Raw genomic sequence first — 18,013 nt, 5'->3', positions numbered from 1 at the left:
TGCGCGTCGCGCGAGTCCTATCGGCATGAAGCTCAGCAAGGCCCAGGTGTGGTCATTCGTTCACCGCGAGCGGGCGCGACTCGCCGACGACCTGGCGACGCTGCCGGACGAGGCTTGGACGACTCCGTCGCTGTGCCCGGGGTGGGACGTGCACGACGTGCTCGCGCACCTGGTCGACACGGCGAAGACATCACGCATCGGATTCGCGCGCCGAATGCTGTTCGCGCGCTTTGACTTCGATGGGGACAATGCCTTCGGTATCCGGCGCGAGCGGCAGACCGACCCGGGGGACACGGTCGAGGCACTTCGCGCCGTGGTCCCGCTGACGTTGACTCCGCTCGCGCCGCGACCCACCCGGCTGGTGGAGGCCATCGTGCACGGCGAGGACATCCGTCGTCCCCTCGGCATCACAGCCAGCTACGACTGCGCGGCCGTCACCGCCGCGCTGACCTATCAGGTCAAGACAACTGTGGCGATGGGCGGCGGCCGCGAGCGGGTCGAAGGTGTTCGTCTCGTGGCGACGGACTGTGAATTCGCGACGGGTTCCGGGGACGAGGTCCGCGCCCGCGCCATCGACCTGCTGTTGGCGGTGTCGGGCAGGGGTGTCGGCGCGCAGGCCTTCGACGGTCCTGGGACATCGCGCCTTACCGAGGTCTGACATCTGACCGGCGTTCGCATGACGGCAGATCGTTCGGGGTAGATAGTCGGGCATGCGAATCGCAGACGCAGGCACTTTGTCAGCAGGGTCCCGCGCGGTCCGAGCGACTATCGCCGCCGTCATCGGCCAGGTGGACTCCGTCGCCCCCACCGATGCCGAGACGTTCGACGCGGTCCTGACGATCGACGGTGACGCCGATGTTCCGGATGGAGTCTCCCTGCTCGAACCCGGTTCGTCGCATCAAGCCGTGGTGCAGGCAGGGCCCGAACGCGCCGGGACCGAACCGCGGTGGTTGCTGGTGAAGATTCCGGACGCGTACGGGACCGGTAGCGATCAGGACTTCTTGCTCGCGTCGTCCGGTGACGGGGCGCCTCTTCACCATGCCGTGCTGCCTGCTAACCCGGTGGCACCGCTGTACTCCTCACTGTGGCTGTATTTGGCCGGACTCCAGCCGGTGCTGTTCGGGGTGAAAACACCCACCGCGGGGCCCGACGTGCGGTTCGGCGCCGGCGATGAGTTGGGCTTCGTTATCAGCCCACCGGTCGGCCGCTTTCGTGCCATCGGCACGCTGACGCTGACGAAGCCTCACCAGGGGCCTGCGCGCTTCTCCGGCGGCAACAGCGGAGGTGGCATCCGGCCGCTGCCGCCGGTCAACTTCTACTGACAGACAATGGGATTCGCGGTCATTGGCCGCGCCCGGTCTTCTGCTGCAATTCGTCGATCAGCTCGGATGCACGGGCCTTGGTCACATCGTTGGGTACCTCGACGTCGGCCTCCTGCGCCAGAGTCTGGAGGTAACTGCGCTGCGGTCCGGTCATCGGTTCGTCTCCGGTGACCCAGTCAGAGGGATCCTTCTCGGCGTTTTCCTGCGGTGCTTGGGTGGTGTTGTCGCTCATGGCCTCTGGATGCCCATCGCATATATGTTCGAAACACGTCACCGGGAAAGACCAGCCCGCGTCAAGATGCCGACCGCACCCTGCCAGTATCGACCCGTGGGCAAAAACGAACGCGCGAAGATCGTGATGTCAGACGGCGAGATCGCCGAGTTCATCGAACGCAGCCGCACCGCGACCATGGCCACCGTGCTGCCGAGCGGCCGGCCGCACCTGGTGGCCATGTGGTACGCCGTCCTCGACGGGGAGATCTGGTTCGAGACGAAGGCGAAGTCGCAGAAGGCCGTCAACCTTCGCCGCGATCCGACCGTGACGGTCATGATCGAGGACGGCCTCACCTACGACACGCTGCGCGGGGTGTCGATCGACGGGCACGCCGAGATCATCGACGACCCGGAAACCAACCTGCGCGTCGGAATCAGTGTGTGGGAGCGCTACACGGGTCCCTACACCGACGAGATGAAGCCGTTCGTGGACCAGATGATGAACAACCGCATCTCGGTGCGCGTGGTGCCCTCGCGGATGCGCAGCTGGGATCACCGCAAGCTCGGGATGCAGGGCATGCCACTTGCCGGCAGCACCGCTCAGTTCCTCAACCGAGCGGAACCCTCGGCGGACTGAACCCAGGGTTCGACAGCGCGGTCGCCGTGGCTGTTCCGATCGGTCCCGAGGCGTCGGCGACCACCGCGGTGCCGGTGGCGATCCCGTCGTGGCTGTGGTGTGTCAGCGTGGCAAGGCCGAGGTAGGCCCCCTCCGGCAGGCGGCTGAGGGTGAGCGTGTAATCGGCGTTGATGAAGGGCAGTCCGTCCGCCCCGAAGTGGGTCAGCGAGCTGGCCATATCCCCGGCCATCGCCGCACGGGTGAACGGTGTGAGCTCCACGCCGTCCACCATCGGAGCGAGGTCGCACGCCCAGATGAACTTCGGCCCGTGATGTGCCCATGCGCCGAGCCCCAAGCTCGGGGTGTCGCCGTCCTTGCCGTAGGTCCCGACAAGCGTCACGACGTCGTCGGGCACTGGGGTCGTTGGTGCTGGCGAGAGCCTCGGGGACTTTCGCGAGTGGGTAGGTCGCGGTGGTGACGTCGTCGAGCCGGATGCGACGACGTTGCATGAAGGTGAGGGCGTCGGGCCAGATGTCGCTGGAGCCGGTGGTGCCGTAGATGGTGAGGGCTTGGGCTTGTATGAGACTGATGGGTGCGGTGGCGGTCGCGTCGGCGCAGATCCCGAGATTAGGGACGCGTCCGGCGCGTCCGGCGCGTCCGGCCTAGGTGAAGGTGGACGCTAGACCGGCGGCTGATCCGGAGGCTTCGATGACCAGGGTGGCGGTCGGGCTGTCCGGTGAATCGCGTTGGAAATCGCGGAGTCTCCGGGCAAACCAGCGCGATTCACGATGTGGACTACCCCAGGTTTGTTCCTACTTTGTTGCGAGGGCCGGGGTTGGCCGGCTCACGGGTTGTGAGGCGCTGGTGAGGGCGGCCTCGTTCTCGGCTGGTGGAACGTAGCCGGGGGCCTCGTGCAGGTGTTTTCCCGGTTGTACCAGGACACCCATTCGGCGGTCGAGAGTTCGACGTCGTCGATGTATCGCCACGGCTTGCCGCGGTTGCTGAACTCGCTCTTGTAGGCGGCGTTGACCGCTTCGGCGAGGCCGTTGTCATAACTATCGCCACGCGGCCCGACCGAGGGAGCGATCCCGAGTTCGGCCACCCGGTCGGTATAGGCCATCGATAGGTACTGAACTGGTTCAACCGGTCGAAGCAACACCCTGAGATTTGGGGATCGGAGCATGCGGGATTGGGCCGGGTCAGTCGTACCCCGGCGTGGAGTCGATGACTGCCTCGATCTCGGCCCACGCCTCGGCCAGGTGCACCGACATCAACGTGGCGGCCTCATCGCCGTTGCCTACGGCAATAGCGTCGAGGATCTTTTGATGAGCTTTTCCCGAACTGGCTTTGAGAACCTCGAAGTTGGAGGTATCGAACATCACGAACAGTGCGGACCTGGCGTCTTCGACGGCTTTGGCCAGTAGCGGGTTTCCACTCGCCTGGGCGATCGTCATGTGAAATGCGGAGTCGGTTCGACGGAATGATGAGACGCCAGTGGTTGTAAAGATTTCGTCTTGATGCGCGCGCAGTGCAGCCAACTGACCGTCGGTGATTCGTTCTGCGGCGAGCCGGGCGGCCATGGGTTCGATTGCTTGACGCACTTCGTGGACATCGCGCATGTGGTCACGGGCTTCGACGAGCAAACGGTGCCGTTGCTCAGCACTCGGCTCCGAGAGCGCGATCGTCGCGCCTCCGCTGGCGCCGCGGCGGATGGTGATGAGTCCTTCGCCTTGCAGGGTGCGTAGCGCCTCGCGAATGGTCAGGCGGGACACCTCGAGGCCCTCGGCCAAGGCGCGTTCGGAGGGCAATCGTTCACCGGGAATGAGTTCGCCGAGCCAGATGGCACGGCGCAATCGGTTCGCGACGTGTTCGTAGGCCGGGGGGACGTGCAGAGGCGCTAGCTCGAGTCCGACTTGCGCCATGACGGCCAGGTTAATCGTCAATGGTCCGATTGGCGAACATTCAGCGCGGCGACGGACCGGCTTTCGATGTGGCTTGCGCCTTCATGCGCGCTTGACTTCGATCCTGCCTAATGGTCCGATATATGCACCATTGAACCAACACGTGGTGATGGCGTAACGATTGCGCCTTTCCCGCCCATTCAGCCGAGGGAGCCTGCCGTGCAGATTGCGCTAGAGATGAGCCGGCCATGACCGAGAAGATCTCCGACGCCGTTGCGTCGTCCCCGGAGCCAAGCGTCGGCGAGTCCAAACTGGCTTCGGGTGTCATCAATACCTGGCACCTGGTGTTCTTCGTCGTCGCGGCGGCTGCGCCGCTAACCGCGCTGGCCACGAACAGTCCGATCGCCGTCGCCTTCGGGGGGATCGGTGCCGCCGGCGCTTTCGTCGTCGCTGGAATCATCCTGGCGCTGTTCGCTGCCGGATTCACTGCCATGACGATGTTCATCCGCAACGCGGGCGCCTTCTACGTCTACATCTCGCGCGGCCTGGGCCGGCACGTCGGCATGGGGTCGGCGTTCCTGGCGGTGCTGTCCTACAACTCGATACAGATTTCCCTCTACGGAGCGTTCGCGGTCTTTGCCAAGACCACGATCGCCGACTTCACCGGCGTCGAGATTCCCTGGCCGGTGCTGGTTCTCGCGGCGGTCATCATCGTGACGGTGTTGGGTATCCGCAACATCTCGGTCAACGCCAACGTGCTCGCGGTCGCGTTGGCCGCCGAGGTCGCGATCCTGGCCATCGTCGCGGTGGCGATCGTCCTCCAGGGTGGCGGGCCGGACGGGCTGAGCCTCGAACCGCTGTCGCCGACCGAGTTGGTCAGCTCTGGCGCGGGCGCGATGTTCGCCTTCACGTTCCTGTCCTTCATCGGCTTCGAAGCCACCGCTGTCTTCAGCGAGGAGGCCAAGGACCCCGCCCGCACGGTGCCGCGCGCCACCTACATCGCCGTGGCCTTCCTTGCACTGTTCTACGCCTTCGTGGTCTGGGCGGTCGTCGACGGATTCGGGGCGGCCGAAGCGGTCACCGTCGCCACCGACGATCCCACCAACATGTACTTCATCGCCGCAGAAACCTACGTCGGACACTGGGCGCGCATCGCCATGGAGGTCTTTATTCTCACCAGCCTGCTGGCGGTGCTCCTGGCGTTCCACAACGCCGTCGCGCGCTACCAGTTCTCCCTGGCCCGTGAACGGGTTCTTCCGAAGGTGTTCGCTCGAATCCATCCCCACCACAAGTCGCCGTGGGTGTCCTCGGTGTTTCAGTCGGTGGTCGCCGTCATCGTGGTGCTGCCGTTCGTACTGCTGGGCGCCGATCCGTTCCTGGACTTCTACGTGCCCACAACGACGCCGGGTATCTACGGCATCCTGGCTCTGCAGGCGCTGACCGCCATCGCAGTCATCGCGTTCTTCGCCAAGAACCGTCGCGGCGTGGACATCTGGCGAGCCTTCATCGCCCCCGCCATGGGTGCGATCGGTCTCATCCTGGTCACCTACGCAGCGGTCTCCAACGTCTCAGTCATCACCGGACGCACCGGAGTCCTGAACCTGATCCTGCCGGGCGTCGCTGTACTGGTGTTCCTACTGGGCATCGGATTGTCGTTCTACTTCAAGTCGCAGCGCCCCGAAATCTACGCGGCGTTCGCTCAGGTCACCGACTCGATCGACGCCCCCACCAGCCACGGGTCCGCCAAATGACCCCCGCGAGCGCCACTCCCACCCTGGAGGAACTGCGCGAGCGCGTCGAGTCCGGCGAAATCCACACGGTCCTGCTCGGTTTCGTCGACATGCAGGGCCGGCTGCAGGGCAAGCGCTGCTCGGGACGGTACTTCGTCCACGAGGTCGCCGACCACGGCGCCGGAGCGTGCGACTACCTGCTGTCGGTGGACGTCGAGATGAACCCGCAGGCCGGTTACGACATCGCCGGCTGGGACAAGGGACACGGGGACTTCACCCTCAACCCGGACCTGAGCACCCTTCGCGTGCTGGCATGGCGCGAAGGTACCGCGGTGTGTTTCGCCGACGCCGCATGGTCGGACGGCACCCCGGTGGTGCAATCCCCGCGCCAGGTGCTGCAGCGCCAACTCGACCGCCTCGCCGAGCGCGGCTGGACCTCCAACGCGGCCACCGAGCTGGAGTTCATTGCCCATCAGGAGACCTACGAGCAGGCGTGGAACGCCGGGTACGTCAACCTGACTCCGATCAACCGCTACAACGTCGACTACTCGCTGTTCGGCCTTACCCAGGCCGACCCGCTGATCACCGACATCTGCCGCGCGCTGGAGGACAGCGGGCTATTCGTCGAAACGGCCAAGGGCGAGGCCAACTACGGTCAGCACGAGATCAACCTCAAGTACGACGAGGCCATGGCCTCGGCCGACGCGCACGTCCTGTTCAAACATGCGGTCAAGGAGATCGCACTGCGCCACGACGTTAGTGCGACGTTCATGGCCAAGTGGGACAACCGCGAGGGAAACTCGTGCCACGTGCACATGTCACTGCAGGACCAGGACGGCAACGCCGTCTTTGAGCAGCAGCCTGAGCTATTCGACCACTTCGTCGCCGGCCAGCTGGCATGTCTAAATGAGTTCACGCTCTTCTTCGCTCCGAACATCAATTCCTACAAGCGTTTCGCCAGCCGCTCGTTCGCACCCACGGCAATCGCATGGGGTCACGACAACCGCTCCTGTGCCTTAAGGGTGCTCGGTAAGGGCCCGGCCACCCGCATCGAGAACCGGGTCGGCGGCGGCGACGTCAACCCCTATCTGGTGCTGGCGGCGACCATTGCCGCGGGCCTGCACGGCATCGACAACCAGCTTGCGCTCCCACCCGCCGAGGAGCACGACGCTTACTCAGCCGATCACGAACGCATCCCACTGACGCTCGCCGACGCCATCACCAGCCTGCGGGGCAGCACCACCGCCCGCGAGGCGTTCGGCGACGACGTGATTGAACACTATCTGCACGCCGCGGAAATCGAACTGGCCGAGTTCAACTCGGCGATCACCGACTGGGAACGAAAGCGAGGCTACGAACGGCTATGAGGACGCCACCCATCATCGGCATCTGCGCCGCCTATGAGAACGCGGCGTGGAGCTTCTGGAATCAACCCGCGGCGATCGTCTCATCGACCTACCTCAACAAGGTGCGCGAGGCCGGCGGCCTGGCGATCGGGCTGATCCCCGACCCCTCGGTGGTCGCCGACCCCCGGTTGCTGCTGGACCGCATCGACGGGCTGCTGCTGATCGGCGGCGCGGACCTGGAACCGGGCACCTACGGTCAGACCAAGACCGACCGCACCGAGGGCACCGCCCCCGCCCGCGACGCCTTCGAGATCGCCTTGGCCGCTGAGGCGTTGGCGATGGACCTGCCCGTGCTGGGGATCTGCCGCGGCCTGCAGATCCTCAACGTTGCCGCGGGCGGCACGCTGCACCAGCACCTGCTCGACGAGGGCTACGAGGAGCACCGCCGCAGCCCCGGCCGCCTCGACCACCCGACCTACCACGACGTCGTCGTCACCCCTGGCACCCTGGCCGCGTCGATCACCGGGGCGGGCACCTCGCATGTCAACTCCCACCATCACCAGGGCATCGCCCGCATCGGCGACGGCGCATCGGTGACCGCGCGGTCGCTGCCCGACGACCTACCCGAGGCCCTGGAATGGCGGGGCTGCCGCTACGTCCTGGGCGTGCAGTGGCACCCCGAAGCCGTGGAACTCGAACACGCTCTGACCGACTTCGTAGCCGCCGCTGCGGCGAGCAGAAGGGAACACCTGTGGCCATCAAACTGATCGAGCCGGCCACCGAGGCCGTCCTGGACTCCGTGGAGGAGACCAGCGCCGCCGAACTCGACCGCATCATCGACCGCGCGCACACCGCCCAACGGGCCTGGGCCGCGGAATCACCGCAGTACCGCGCTGGTGTGTTGGCGGCGATCGCGGCCGCCGTCGACGCCGAAACCGAGACGCTGGCGCGGATGGAGAGCCGCAACGTCGGCATGCCCATCGGCGATGCCCGCGGCGCCGTCGGCGGAGCCGCCGCCACCTTCCGCTACTACTCCGCAGCCCCGGAACGCCTTCTCGGGCAGACCATCCCGGTCGCCGGGGGCGTGGACATGACGTTCCTGGAACCGATCGGGGTGGTCGGGCTCATCACCCCGTGGAATTTCCCCTTGTCGATCGCCAGCTGGAAGGTCGCCCCCGCGCTGGCCGCAGGCAATGCCGTCGTCCTCAAACCGTCGGAGCTGACGCCGCTTACCTCGCTGGAATTGGCTCGCATCGCCACTGACGCCGGACTGCCCGAGGGACTGCTCAACGTCGTCAACGGCACCGGCACGACCATCGGTCGGCAGCTGGTCGATCACCCCGGCATCGGCAAGATCGCCTTCACCGGATCGACCGCGGTCGGCAAGGATATCGCCCGACGCGCCGCCGACACCATCAAACGGGTCACCCTGGAACTGGGCGGCAAGTCTGCGGCGATCATCTTCGCCGATGCCGATCTCGACGCCGCAGCAGAGGGCCTGGCCGGCGGCGTGTTCGGTAACGCCGGTCAGGACTGCTGCGCACGGTCCCGAGTCCTTGTGCAGCGCAACGTGTTAGACGACTTCTTGGAGCGCCTCGAGAAGGTCGTCACCGGAATCGCCGTCGGCGATCCACTCGACGAGGCCACCGAGATGGGTCCGCTGATCTCGGCCACCCAGCGCGACCGTGTGAGCGACTATCTCGGCGACGCCCCGGTGCTGTTCCAGGGAACGGCGCCGAGCGGGCCGGGCTACTGGTTCGCACCGACGGTGCTGCACCCGATCGAGGATGCGCACCGCGCAGCCAGGGAGGAGATCTTCGGCCCCGTCGTGTCGGTGCTGGTCTTCGACAATGAGGAGGAAGCGCTGCACCGTGCCAATGACACCGCCTACGGCTTGGCCGGGTCGGTGTGGACCACTGACGCAGCGCGGTCGATGCGGGTGGCGCGCGGTCTGCAGGCCGGTGCGTTGGCCGTCAACTCATACAGCTCCGTCCGAATCACCACCCCGTTCGGAGGTTTTAAGCAATCCGGTCTCGGGCGCGAGCTGGGACCGGACGCCTTGGCCGCATACACCGAAGTCAAGAACGTTTTCTTCAGCACCGGAGGCTGACATGCAGTATTTGGACAAGAAGGTCGCCGTTATTACCGGCGCGTCGGGATCCATCGGACGCGCCTCGGTGGAGGCGTTTAAGCGCGAAGGCGCCACCGTCGTCGCGGTCGACATCCAGGGCGAGGCTCCGGCGGCCGATCTGTTCCTGACCGCCGATCTCACCAACGAGCCCGAGGTCAAGGCGCTCTACAACACCGTCGCAGAGAAGTACGGCCGCATCGACGTGCTGTTCAACAACGCCGGTATTGCGCTGCCCGAAGACGGCTCGGTCCTGGAGACCGAAGTCGAGGTGTTCAACCGCCTGCTGAAGGTCAACACGCTGAGCGTGTTCCTCTGCTGCAAACACGGTCTGCGCCACCTCATCCGCAACGGCGGCGGCTCCGTCGTCAACACCGCGTCTCTGGTGGCGTCCATGGGTTCGGCGGCCTCCCAGATCGCCTACACCGCCTCCAAGGGTGCAGTGCTGTCGCTGACCCGTGAGATCGCGGTCGAGTTCGCGAAGAAGGGCGTAAAGATCAACGCCATCAGCCCCGGCCCCGTCGAAACTCCGCTGCTAGACACCCTCTTCAGCCCGGATCAAAAGGCGCGCCGCCTCATTCACGTCCCCTACGGTCGCTTCGCGCAAGCCAAGGAGATCGCTGAGGCAGCGGTCTTCCTCGCCAGCGACGCCTCGTCCTACGTCAACGGCACCGAGTTCCGCGTCGACGGCGGCATCACCGCCGCCTATGTCACGGCCGAAGGCGATCCCGTCCCCGCCCCCTGACCTCATCGCCCCGTACCACTCCCGGTCCGGCCCATCTGGGTTGGAGCTGGGTCGACGCTGTCATTCGTCAGCGTCCGGACGCCGCCGAGAAAAGGCAGCCCTGATGATCTCGAGGTTGCTTGTCGCCAACCGCGGAGAGGCATCGCGCTCGATGACGTGACCGAGCAGGCCGCCGACGTAGTTGCCGCTGATCGTGGCTCCCCACGGGCCGCGCGCCCAGTCGGTCGGGACGAATTCCTTACCGCCAGGGGAGTCGGGCACGAAGAAACACCGGGCGCTCACCGCGGCGACGATAGCTCAGCGGCGGGCCAGGACTCTTTTCAGATCGGTTGTGAGTGGGTCGACCGCGTCGGCGTAGTCGGGATGCTTGTCGATGAAGGCCGCGACCATCGAGCAGACAGCCACGATGCGCATCCCCTCGGCGCGGGTCTTGTCGAGCGCTTCTTTGATCAGAATGGTTGCCAAGCCGCGTCCACCGAACGCGTCGTCGACTTCGGTGTGCGGAAATATTCGCTGATCACCCACGTCGATGAACTCGGTGAACCCGACCTTCTGCCCGTCGACGGAGATGCTGAAGCGGTCGGATTCGGCAATGACGTCAGTAGGCGCGCCGGTTTTGTCGGTGGTCATGACTTCTCTATACCCCGGGGTTGGACCGCGGACGCAGCGTCGCATTCGGAAGAGGTGGCGCAGGCAACCGCGCGACGGCGCCGCGGTAGCCGTCGACGGAACCGAACCGCTCGTCTTCCTGCTGCCACTGCTCGCGGTAACCCACGATGTCGCTGTGGCTGCGGCCCACGAAGTTCCACCACATCACCAAATCCTCGCCGAACGGCGTGCCGCCGAGGAGCACCACCCGTGCCGGTGCATCACCGCGGTTGGTGATGGTGAGCTGCCCGTACCCGGTGCCCTGATAGCCGAGATCGCCTGGCTGCAAGGTGGATTCGCACGCCGCGACATCACCGCTGTCGACCAGGACCCCGTGCTCGAATCCCGTGTCGACATCCAACACCACCTCGGCACGGGCGTCGAGATCGACTTGGGCGCCCAGCAGCGGGGTGAACGTGTGGACCGGTGACCGACCGGTATCGAGTTCGCCGAGAAACACCCGGACCGCCGCGGCGCCCACGGTGCGCAGTGGCGGTGCGAAATGCGCGAAGTCCCTGTCGGTGTCACGGTCGGCGTCCGGTAGTGCGACCCACAGCTGGACACCGTGCAACAGCGTCGTCGCCGCGGTGGACACTTCGGAATGGCAGATGCCGGCGCCCGCCGTCATCAGGTTCAGCTCGCCAGGACGCACCATCGCGTGCACGCCCGCGCTGTCGCGGTGTTCGATCTCCCCGCTGAACAGCCAACTGACTGTCTGCAGACCGGTGTGCGGGTGCGGAGGCACATCCATGCCCGAGCCGGCGCGCACATCATGGGGCCCGTAGTGGTCGGCAAAACACCAGGCGCCGATCAGGGAGCGCTCCCGCTGCGGGAGGGTGCGCCGCACCCGGATCGCCCGCGGCCCGCCGAGCGGGACCTCGCGGGGGTGCAGCACACCATCCAGATTGGCAGCGAATCGCGATGCCGCACAATCGACTTCGACCGGCGCGGCATCCGTGTTACTCATGCACCCAGACTAGACCCCTCGACCGGCCGCACCATTGCCGAACGGATGACGTCGAGGTCGTCGTCGGAGATCTTGAAGACCCCGAAGCGGAATTTGTATCCCCACCGCGCCTTGTCTTCGATGAAGTCGAGGTCGTCGAGCAGAGGCCGGATCGGGGTCTCCGCGCAGTAGAGGAAGTCGACGTTGCGCCGCCACGGCTGGAAATCCGGCGACACGTCCGCCTGATAGGGCTCGTCGTCGGCGACCTGGCCGATCGCGGTGAACGCCTGCAGAGGCGGACCATCGGGGTACACCGTCTTGGGCGAGTAGAAGACAATCCAGTCGCCCCGCGCCATTTTGCGCAGCATGTGGGGCTTGCCGTGGTTGGCCTGTGTGAAGCGGCCGCGAACGCCACGCTCGACGTGATCGCGGCTGACTGTGTTGATCCAGTTCGTCATACCCGAACGCTATGCCCGGCGCCCGACAAGCCACAGCCGTGAACCGGCGGCCCTGTGGATAACTCGCGCACTAGTCTGTCGCCATGAGCGACGGCGCCGTCACGGCCGACTACCTGCGGAACTTCACCTTCGAAAAGCCGCCGCTCGGGAAACGCGGCTACAACGAAAAAGCAGTGCTCGACTTCGTCGCGTTGTGCGCACGCCGCCTCGACGGGCGAGGCCATCTCACCGCCGACGACGTCCGCAGTGTCCGGTTCAACAAGCCGCCGTTCGGAAAGCGCGGCTACGACGAAACCCAGGTGGATGCCCTCCTCGACGAGATTGCCGCGGCGATCGTCGAACTCGATGCCTGAGTACCAGATCCGCGGGGATCTGGCCGAGCTGCTGCGCCGCCGCGGTCTGACCGAGGACGCCGCGCGGCCCGACGCCGTCGCCCGCAGGCATGCCGCCGGCGGTCGCACGGCCCGCGAGAATGTCGACGACCTCGTCGACCCCGGATCGTTCGTCGAGTACGGGCGATTCACCGTCGCCCCGCAGCGCGCCCGCCGCGACATCGACGACCTGATCGCCCGAACCCCCGCGGACGGGCTGATCGCGGGCACCGCCCGAATCAACGGCGAGCTGTTCGGCGCCGAGGCCGCAGCCTGCGCGGTGCTGTCCTACGACTACACGGTGCTCGCCGGCACCCAGGGTGGACTCGGCCACCGCAAGAAGGACCGGCTCTTCGAACTCATCGAGCGGATGAGGTTGCCCACAGTGTTCTTCGCTGAAGGCGGCGGCGGCAGACCGGGCGACACGGACTATCCCGTCGTGTCGTCACTTGATACCCGGGCGTTCGCTCTCTGGGCCAAACTTTCCGGCCTCGTGCCGCGGATCGCTGTGGTCAAAGGCCGCTGCTTCGCCGGAAACGCCGTCATCGCAGGCGCTTCCGATCTGATCGTCGCCACCGGGGACGCCTCACTCGGCATGGGCGGACCCGCGATGATCGCCGGCGGCGGCCTCGGTGACGTGCCCCCTGACGACGTTGGCCCGATGTCGATGCAGGAGCCCAACGGCAACGTCGACGTCGTCGTGGCCGACGAAGCCGAGGCGGTGGCGGCGACCAAACGCCTCATCGGCTACTTCCAGGGCTCGATCGACCAATGGACCGTCGGAGACCAAACGGCGCTACGTACAGCGGTGCCCGAGCGAGCGCGCCGCGCCTACGACGTCGCGCCGGTCATCGAAACCCTGGCCGACGAGGGATCGGTGACGTTCCTGCGCCCGCGGTTCGCGCGGGAAATGGTGACCGCTCTGGCCCGGATCAAGGGACGACCCGTGGGCGTGATCGCCAATGACACGCGCTTCACCGCGGGGGCCATCACGGCCGCCGCATCCGACAAGGCAGCCCGCTTCCTTCAGCTGTGCGATGCCTTCGGGCTGCCCGTGGTCTCGCTGATCGACTGCCCCGGATACATGGTGGGACCCGCTGCCGAAGCAGAATCTCTGGTACGCCGGGCGTCACGAATGTTGGTGGCAGGGGCAGCACTTCGCACACCGCTGATCGCGGTGATCCTGCGCCGCGGCTACGGTCTCGGCGCTCAGGCGATGGCGGGCGGCAGCCTGCACGAGCCGGTGTTGACGGTGGCCTGGCCGGGTGCGCATCTCGGACCAATGGGCCTCGAAGGGGCCGTCAGGCTGGGCATGCGCAAAGAGCTGGACGCGATCGCCGACGAGCAGCAGCGGGAGGAGCGTGTGCGGATCGCCACCGCGGCGGCTCAGGAGAACGCCAAGGCGCTCAACGCCGCGATGCTCTTCGAGATCGACGACGTGATCGATCCGGCGGAAACGCGGTCGGTCATCGCATCGACTCTGATGGCCACGAAAAAACCGGCTCCCGTGGGGAGCCGGTTCATCGACACTTGGTGAGTGTTCGGGTCGGTGCCGCCTGCGCCTCTCGGCAAGTGGTCGCTCGAAGCGACTGTGGGTTGGGGCCCGGGGCATGCCCGGCACCGACGAATCATGTAACCGACACCGCGTGCGAACTATTCCGGGGCTCGTCCGCCGCCGACCCCCCGACCGGCGGCGGACGGCGCTGGGTCAGGCAATGTCGGCGTAGTACACCCGGCGCTCACCGACCGGGTAACCGTTCTGTTCGGCCAGTGACTTGAGCTGGCGCAACGCGAAGGTGCGACCGCGGCCCGCTTCGGGAACGTAGATCCCTGCCCACAGGCCCTCAGCGCGCGGCGATTCGTAGGCTTCCCGGGCGCACAACCACCTGCGCGGGCACGAACGGCAGATCGCCTTGGCCTCGTCGTCGGCGGTCGTGGTCCAGCGTTCGGGGTCGCGCGTGCACTCGCCGACCGGCGTCTCATCCCAGGACTTTGCGTTCATCGGTGTGCTCCTTACCTATGCCGGCGGCGCTCTCGCCGCGATGACGCACAACGTAACCAACAAACCGTAGCAGTGCAACAGTTTGTGCTTCGGTCTTGAACCCGGCCAGCAATTCGAGCGCAACGACTTCGAGGCCGCATGCAGTTTGAACTGGCCTTTCACTTCACCTGTGGCGGTCCGTGCACTGCTACGGATTAGTGCGAAATTTCCATCGCGTTGTTACGGTATAGACCAGCGAAGTGATGTAGCTTGGTCGTGTTGCGGCGCTTCAACCGGCGCTCGCCTGGCCACACCGCATGAGGGATTCCGGTAGAGATGACGAACGCTGAACCGGTCGACGCGTCGACCGGGGCGCCGGACGCCGGCATGCGTCGGGCGGGTGCGGCCGCAGCGGCCCGCCGTCGCGAGCTCGACATCAGTCAGCGCAGCCTCGCCGCCGAGGGCATCATCAACGCCGGCGCACTCATCGCCTTCGAGAAGGGCAGAAGCTGGCCTCGCGAGCGGACCAGGTCCCGTCTGGAGAAGATCCTGCAGTGGCCTCCGGGCACCATCGCGCGGCTGCGCAACGGCGAACCTGTGCCGAGCAGCAAGCCCGCCCCGGCGGCAGCGCCGACGACGAACAACGACGAGGCGTCGCTTATCGCCCAGGCGGTGATCACCGCGGTCGGCGCTCTCGGTTCAACGGCCGACACCCTGCCGCCCATCGACGACCCGGCGTTCATGACGCGGACGACTGCGATCCTCGCAGATCTGCGACAACTGGAGGCGGTCGCCTCGCGCGCCGCCCGGATCGGACGGGTCACCCCCGCTCTGATCAAGGCGCTCAGCACTGTCCGCAGTCTCTATGACGACCTGATGCTGCGCGCCGCGGCCGCGCCGGACGCGTCGCTGGGGCAGCGCCTATATGCCGCCCGGCGGGGCGCAAACCTCACGGTTCTCGAAACCGCTCAGGCAGCGGGTGTTTCCGAGGACGCAATCCGGCAGGCGGAAGCGGGCCAGCCCGTCTCGGATGCCGAGGTCGAGGCCATCGAGGGTTTGGTCGTCCAGATCGAGTGAGCCTCAGGGACGGGCGCGTGGGCGCTCGTCGTGGGGGAAGAATCCGGCCAGCGCTGCGGCCACTTCGACGAGCTTGCGCCGCGCCGCCCGCGACATCTGGGCCGTCCCGGTGATGACGCCGCCCGGCCGCAGGCTGCCGTCGAACGGGATCTCGACCACCGGTTGGCCGTGCCCTGAGAACTGCTGGGCGAGAACACTTCTGGTGCGCTTGTCGGCATGGCCGTCGGAGTCGTTGAGAACGACGATGGTGCGCTCAAGCAGTGTCGTCATGCCCCGCGCGGCCAGCCAGTCGAGGGTCTGCCCAGCCGCGGCGGCGCCGTCCACCCACGGTGAGGACACCACTACGAGCGCATCCAGATCGCGAAGAACCTCCTGGGTCACCGGTGAGTCCATCGTGGAACTGCAGTCGGTCACCACGATAGAGAAGTGACGGTCGAGGCGGGCCGCGGCTTCGCGGTAGATCGCCGGGTCGAGCACCCGCCGGCGCGCCGGTGTTGCTTCGCCGGCAAGGACGAACAAGCCGGCGGCGTTGTGCCCCAGCCGGTTACGGACGTCTGCGAACGTTTCCAGGTGCCGGTCTGCGGCGAGCTCCCAGAACGAACCCTGAGCGGCCGGGTCCACGCGGCTGCCGAGCTTGCCGAAGGCGGTGTCGGCGTCGATGGCGACGACGCGGTCGTCCGGGCGCAGTTCGGCCAGGAGCGAGCCGATACACGCTGACACGGTGGTTTTGCCGACCCCGCCCTTACCCATCACGCCGATCTTGAACCGCCCGCGCAGAGGTCCACGGATGACGGCCTCAAGTTCGGCGAGCCTGCGCTCCTCCGGAGACGGTCCGAGATTCACCAGACCGAAAGTCGCCTTGTGGAGGACAGCTCGCCATCCGTGACCGGGAACGGCCCTGCGGGTCGGGACGAGCTGATCGGAACGGATGCGTTCGGCATAGGACGCCGGCGGCGGCTGCGCCTGCGGGTGCTGCGTCGGCCCCGGCCAGGTTGGACTGCTCGGAGGAGGAGACGGATGAGCGGGGGCGGGGTGGGGAGGTACCGGCCGGGTCGGTGCCGACCAACCCTGCTGCTGGGTGTCGCCCCATTCCGCGTAGCGGTGCCCGGGAGCCGCGGGTGGACGGAACATCGCCCGCGTTTCCGGTGGCGGAGGCAACGCCGGGGACTGGTCGGTCACAGGCTCGTTGTCACGTACGGTCTCGTCGCGGTCGGTCACCACCCGTCTCCTTCACGCTTCGGTACGTGCTGTTCCAGGCAAGGCTAGCGGCATGGGAGGACCAGCAAACGACCTCATGAGACGGTGCAGCGGGCGGGCCCGGACGTTACAGACTTCCCGGCGGGTGGCAGATCGTGGTGCGTGGCGATCGCGTCTGGCCCGCGCGAAGCCGGGCAGCCGTGTTTGCTATCACTCTGACGAAGCACTCTGATGATGTTTAGGCGATAACTGGAGAGGAAATGGAACTTTGTCGGAGCGCCACCGGAGGGTGACGAATTGGTGTCATGAGCACTCAATTCCCGCTGGTAGGCTCCCGTTGGAAGGGGTGCGACACATGGTTATGCTTGGCAACTCCACGGGGTCTGGCAAAGGCAATGCGGCCGCGCGTATCGACGGTGTCGGGCAGACACGGCGCCACATGGGTCGGTTCGTGCGCTGATGGCGAGCCCAGTCTTCGGTGACGCCGAGCCGACCCACTACGACGATGTGGTGGGCGTTGAGGTGACGATCGACGGAATGCTGGTGATCGCCGACCGGCTTCATTTGGTCGACTTCCCGCTGTCGCTGGGGATTCTTCCCAACATCCCCTACGAGGATCAACGCAAGATCGTCTGGGACCAGGTGGCCCGCGACTTGACTTCTCAAGGCGTTCTGACCGCGCACGGGGACCCGCACCCCGAGGTCGCGGCCATGGTCGATGCGCTGAGTCGGCCCGATCGAACCCTGGACTGCCGGTGGTGGCGCCGCGACCACGATGGCAAGATGGTGCGCTTCGTGGTGTGCCGCAAGGGGGAGCGTCATGTCGTCGCCGCACGGGATGAAGAGATGCTGGTGCTTCAGCGGGTGGCTCCGCAGGTCGGTCTCGCCGCCATGGTGAATGTCGTCCTGGGCAGCGCGACGCCGGCCAACGTGGAACCGCTGACCGGCATCGTGTCGAAATTGGCCGAGACGCGGACCGTCGAGCAACTCGCCGCATACGGGCAACCGACGTCGTCGGCGAAGATCTACGCCGAAGCCATCGCGACGCCCGACAGCTGGGTGGAGATCACCGCCAACGAGCGGAGGACCGGCGGCACGTACGCAGAGGCCGGTGTCGGGGCGGGAGTGCTCGACTCCAGCCATGGCCGGATCGTCTCGCTTCCGCGCCGGGTTGGTAACGAGCTCTACGGCAGCTTCCTTCCCGGTACCGACGAAAACCTGAAGCGTGTACTCGACAGCTTGATGGAGTTCCTCCCCTCGAAGTCGTGGTTCGACCATGTCGACGCCGCTGCTGGCGACAACTCCGTGCCGGACTGAGAAAGGCGAACGACTAC

General features: G+C 66.4%; 21 protein-coding genes and 1 pseudogene. 12 read left to right on the top strand and 10 right to left on the bottom strand.

Going from position 1 to position 18,013, the window contains the following annotated elements; all coding sequences use genetic code 11:
• Positions 1-25: 25 nt before the first annotated feature.
• Together AWC12_RS11065 and AWC12_RS11060 are read left to right on the top strand one after the other, a co-directional pair.
• Entirely contained in the window at positions 26-658 is a 633-nt protein-coding gene (locus tag AWC12_RS11065; protein ID WP_085174287.1) for a maleylpyruvate isomerase family mycothiol-dependent enzyme, read from the top strand.
• A gap of 52 nt (positions 659-710) precedes the next feature.
• A complete protein-coding gene (locus tag AWC12_RS11060) occupies positions 711-1,322 on the top strand; it encodes a hypothetical protein (protein ID WP_024448784.1) in 612 nt (203 codons plus the stop codon).
• A 19-nt stretch (positions 1,323-1,341) separates the two neighbouring features.
• Here the strand turns inward: AWC12_RS11060 and AWC12_RS11055 are convergent, their stop codons facing one another.
• Positions 1,342-1,554: a DUF3072 domain-containing protein gene (locus AWC12_RS11055; RefSeq protein ID WP_085174285.1), complete on the bottom strand. Its 213-nt coding sequence runs from the start codon at positions 1,552-1,554 to the stop codon at positions 1,342-1,344.
• A gap of 96 nt (positions 1,555-1,650) precedes the next feature.
• Here AWC12_RS11055 and AWC12_RS11050 point away from each other — a divergent pair, with 96 nt between their 5' ends.
• The gene (locus tag AWC12_RS11050) at positions 1,651-2,172 is read left to right on the top strand and encodes a pyridoxamine 5'-phosphate oxidase family protein (RefSeq protein WP_024448786.1); all 522 of its coding nucleotides are present in this window, start codon (positions 1,651-1,653) and stop codon (positions 2,170-2,172) included.
• Here AWC12_RS11050 and AWC12_RS11045 read toward each other — a convergent pair.
• From AWC12_RS11045 to AWC12_RS11035, 3 genes are all read right to left on the bottom strand, one after another.
• Entirely contained in the window at positions 2,144-2,566 is a 423-nt protein-coding gene (locus tag AWC12_RS11045; protein WP_420087700.1) for a hypothetical protein, read from the bottom strand. The two genes, AWC12_RS11050 and AWC12_RS11045, sit on opposite strands and share 29 nt — an antisense overlap.
• 429 nt (positions 2,567-2,995) lie before the next feature.
• Positions 2,996-3,271: an integrase core domain-containing protein gene (locus AWC12_RS11040; RefSeq protein ID WP_165762796.1), complete on the bottom strand. Its 276-nt coding sequence runs from the start codon at positions 3,269-3,271 to the stop codon at positions 2,996-2,998.
• Between the two features lie 79 nt (positions 3,272-3,350).
• Complete coding sequence (locus tag AWC12_RS11035; RefSeq protein ID WP_085174281.1) at positions 3,351-4,073, bottom strand: FadR/GntR family transcriptional regulator; 723 nt, start codon at positions 4,071-4,073, stop codon at positions 3,351-3,353.
• A gap of 227 nt (positions 4,074-4,300) precedes the next feature.
• Here AWC12_RS11035 and AWC12_RS11030 point away from each other — a divergent pair, with 227 nt between their 5' ends.
• The 5 genes from AWC12_RS11030 to AWC12_RS11010 are packed head-to-tail and all read left to right on the top strand — an operon-like array spanning position 4,301 to position 10,001.
• Positions 4,301-5,803 (top strand): APC family permease, encoded by a 1,503-nt coding sequence (locus AWC12_RS11030; protein WP_085174279.1) that lies wholly within the window; start codon positions 4,301-4,303, stop codon positions 5,801-5,803.
• Complete coding sequence (locus AWC12_RS11025) at positions 5,800-7,149, top strand: glutamine synthetase family protein (protein WP_085174277.1); 1,350 nt, start codon at positions 5,800-5,802, stop codon at positions 7,147-7,149. Before AWC12_RS11030 ends, AWC12_RS11025 begins: the two co-directional genes overlap by 4 nt.
• The gene (locus tag AWC12_RS11020) at positions 7,146-7,895 is read left to right on the top strand and encodes a gamma-glutamyl-gamma-aminobutyrate hydrolase family protein (RefSeq protein WP_085174276.1); all 750 of its coding nucleotides are present in this window, start codon (positions 7,146-7,148) and stop codon (positions 7,893-7,895) included. Before AWC12_RS11025 ends, AWC12_RS11020 begins: the two co-directional genes overlap by 4 nt.
• Positions 7,880-9,238 carry an aldehyde dehydrogenase family protein gene (locus tag AWC12_RS11015; protein ID WP_085174274.1) on the top strand — a complete coding sequence of 453 codons (1,359 nt, stop codon included), beginning with the start codon at positions 7,880-7,882 and terminating at the stop codon, positions 9,236-9,238. The genes AWC12_RS11020 and AWC12_RS11015 overlap by 16 nt, the downstream gene beginning before the upstream one ends.
• Before the next feature lies 1 nt (position 9,239).
• Positions 9,240-10,001, top strand: coding sequence for an SDR family oxidoreductase (locus AWC12_RS11010; RefSeq protein ID WP_085174272.1), 762 nt, complete (start codon positions 9,240-9,242; stop codon positions 9,999-10,001).
• 105 nt (positions 10,002-10,106) lie between these two features.
• On the opposite strand, the pseudogene AWC12_RS30565 reads toward AWC12_RS11010, so the two are convergent.
• The 4 genes and pseudogenes from AWC12_RS30565 to AWC12_RS10990 all read right to left on the bottom strand — a co-directional run.
• Positions 10,107-10,283, bottom strand: a pseudogene (locus AWC12_RS30565) (thioesterase family protein); the annotation flags it as partial.
• 15 nt (positions 10,284-10,298) lie between these two features.
• On the bottom strand, positions 10,299-10,631 hold the full coding sequence (locus AWC12_RS11000; protein ID WP_024448788.1) for a GNAT family N-acetyltransferase: 333 nt from the start codon (positions 10,629-10,631) through the stop codon (positions 10,299-10,301).
• Positions 10,632-10,638: 7 nt separating this feature from the next.
• Positions 10,639-11,616, bottom strand: a complete 978-nt coding sequence (locus AWC12_RS10995; RefSeq protein WP_085174268.1) for a pirin family protein — start codon at positions 11,614-11,616, stop codon at positions 10,639-10,641.
• Positions 11,613-12,053, bottom strand: coding sequence for an EVE domain-containing protein (locus AWC12_RS10990; RefSeq protein WP_085174266.1), 441 nt, complete (start codon positions 12,051-12,053; stop codon positions 11,613-11,615). Before AWC12_RS10990 ends, AWC12_RS10995 begins: the two co-directional genes overlap by 4 nt.
• Before the next feature lie 83 nt (positions 12,054-12,136).
• On the opposite strand from AWC12_RS10990, the gene AWC12_RS10985 reads away from it, so the two are divergent.
• Both AWC12_RS10985 and AWC12_RS10980 read left to right on the top strand, forming a co-directional pair.
• The gene (locus AWC12_RS10985) at positions 12,137-12,406 is read left to right on the top strand and encodes a DivIVA domain-containing protein (protein ID WP_085174264.1); all 270 of its coding nucleotides are present in this window, start codon (positions 12,137-12,139) and stop codon (positions 12,404-12,406) included.
• Positions 12,399-13,961, top strand: coding sequence for an acyl-CoA carboxylase subunit beta (locus AWC12_RS10980; RefSeq protein WP_085174262.1), 1,563 nt, complete (start codon positions 12,399-12,401; stop codon positions 13,959-13,961). Before AWC12_RS10985 ends, AWC12_RS10980 begins: the two co-directional genes overlap by 8 nt.
• Positions 13,962-14,132: 171 nt before the next feature.
• Here AWC12_RS10980 and AWC12_RS10975 read toward each other — a convergent pair whose 3' ends face one another.
• Positions 14,133-14,426, bottom strand: coding sequence for a WhiB family transcriptional regulator (locus AWC12_RS10975; protein ID WP_024448793.1), 294 nt, complete (start codon positions 14,424-14,426; stop codon positions 14,133-14,135).
• Between the two features lie 315 nt (positions 14,427-14,741).
• Between AWC12_RS10975 and AWC12_RS10970 the strand changes: the two genes are divergently transcribed.
• On the top strand, positions 14,742-15,482 hold the full coding sequence (locus AWC12_RS10970; protein ID WP_085174260.1) for a helix-turn-helix domain-containing protein: 741 nt from the start codon (positions 14,742-14,744) through the stop codon (positions 15,480-15,482).
• Positions 15,483-15,485: 3 nt separating this feature from the next.
• Here the strand turns inward: AWC12_RS10970 and AWC12_RS10965 are convergent, their stop codons facing one another.
• Positions 15,486-16,700: a MinD/ParA family ATP-binding protein gene (locus AWC12_RS10965; protein WP_412093773.1), complete on the bottom strand. Its 1,215-nt coding sequence runs from the start codon at positions 16,698-16,700 to the stop codon at positions 15,486-15,488.
• Positions 16,701-17,138: 438 nt separating this feature from the next.
• Between AWC12_RS10965 and AWC12_RS10960 the strand changes: the two genes are divergently transcribed.
• A complete protein-coding gene (locus AWC12_RS10960) occupies positions 17,139-17,996 on the top strand; it encodes an ESX secretion-associated protein EspG (protein WP_085174258.1) in 858 nt (285 codons plus the stop codon).
• Positions 17,997-18,013: the final 17 nt, after the last annotated feature.

This window comes from Mycolicibacterium iranicum (assembly GCF_002101705.1).
Taxonomy (GTDB): domain Bacteria; phylum Actinomycetota; class Actinomycetes; order Mycobacteriales; family Mycobacteriaceae; genus Mycobacterium; species Mycobacterium iranicum.
This window is presented reverse-complemented; position numbering and strand designations above follow the sequence as displayed.

Excerpts from the sequence above, each read along its gene's own strand:
- AWC12_RS10995 (WP_085174268.1), bottom strand. The coding sequence starts at position 11,616 with ATGAGTAACACGGATGCCGCGCCGGTCGAAGTCGATTGTGCGGCATCG.
- AWC12_RS10980 (WP_085174262.1), top strand. The coding sequence starts at position 12,399 with ATGCCTGAGTACCAGATCCGCGGGGATCTGGCCGAGCTGCTGCGCCGC.
- AWC12_RS11065 (WP_085174287.1), top strand. The coding sequence starts at position 26 with ATGAAGCTCAGCAAGGCCCAGGTGTGGTCATTCGTTCACCGCGAGCGG.
- AWC12_RS11000 (WP_024448788.1), bottom strand. The coding sequence starts at position 10,631 with ATGACCACCGACAAAACCGGCGCGCCTACTGACGTCATTGCCGAATCC.
- AWC12_RS10970 (WP_085174260.1), top strand. The coding sequence starts at position 14,742 with ATGACGAACGCTGAACCGGTCGACGCGTCGACCGGGGCGCCGGACGCC.
- AWC12_RS10985 (WP_085174264.1), top strand. The coding sequence starts at position 12,137 with ATGAGCGACGGCGCCGTCACGGCCGACTACCTGCGGAACTTCACCTTC.
- AWC12_RS11040 (WP_165762796.1), bottom strand. The coding sequence starts at position 3,271 with ATGGCCTATACCGACCGGGTGGCCGAACTCGGGATCGCTCCCTCGGTC.
- AWC12_RS10990 (WP_085174266.1), bottom strand. The coding sequence starts at position 12,053 with ATGACGAACTGGATCAACACAGTCAGCCGCGATCACGTCGAGCGTGGC.
- AWC12_RS11025 (WP_085174277.1), top strand. The coding sequence starts at position 5,800 with ATGACCCCCGCGAGCGCCACTCCCACCCTGGAGGAACTGCGCGAGCGC.
- AWC12_RS11055 (WP_085174285.1), bottom strand. The coding sequence starts at position 1,554 with ATGAGCGACAACACCACCCAAGCACCGCAGGAAAACGCCGAGAAGGAT.
- AWC12_RS11060 (WP_024448784.1), top strand. The coding sequence starts at position 711 with ATGCGAATCGCAGACGCAGGCACTTTGTCAGCAGGGTCCCGCGCGGTC.
- AWC12_RS11010 (WP_085174272.1), top strand. The coding sequence starts at position 9,240 with ATGCAGTATTTGGACAAGAAGGTCGCCGTTATTACCGGCGCGTCGGGA.
- AWC12_RS10960 (WP_085174258.1), top strand. The coding sequence starts at position 17,139 with ATGGCGAGCCCAGTCTTCGGTGACGCCGAGCCGACCCACTACGACGAT.
- AWC12_RS11035 (WP_085174281.1), bottom strand. The coding sequence starts at position 4,073 with ATGGCGCAAGTCGGACTCGAGCTAGCGCCTCTGCACGTCCCCCCGGCC.
- AWC12_RS11030 (WP_085174279.1), top strand. The coding sequence starts at position 4,301 with ATGACCGAGAAGATCTCCGACGCCGTTGCGTCGTCCCCGGAGCCAAGC.
- AWC12_RS11020 (WP_085174276.1), top strand. The coding sequence starts at position 7,146 with ATGAGGACGCCACCCATCATCGGCATCTGCGCCGCCTATGAGAACGCG.
- AWC12_RS10975 (WP_024448793.1), bottom strand. The coding sequence starts at position 14,426 with ATGAACGCAAAGTCCTGGGATGAGACGCCGGTCGGCGAGTGCACGCGC.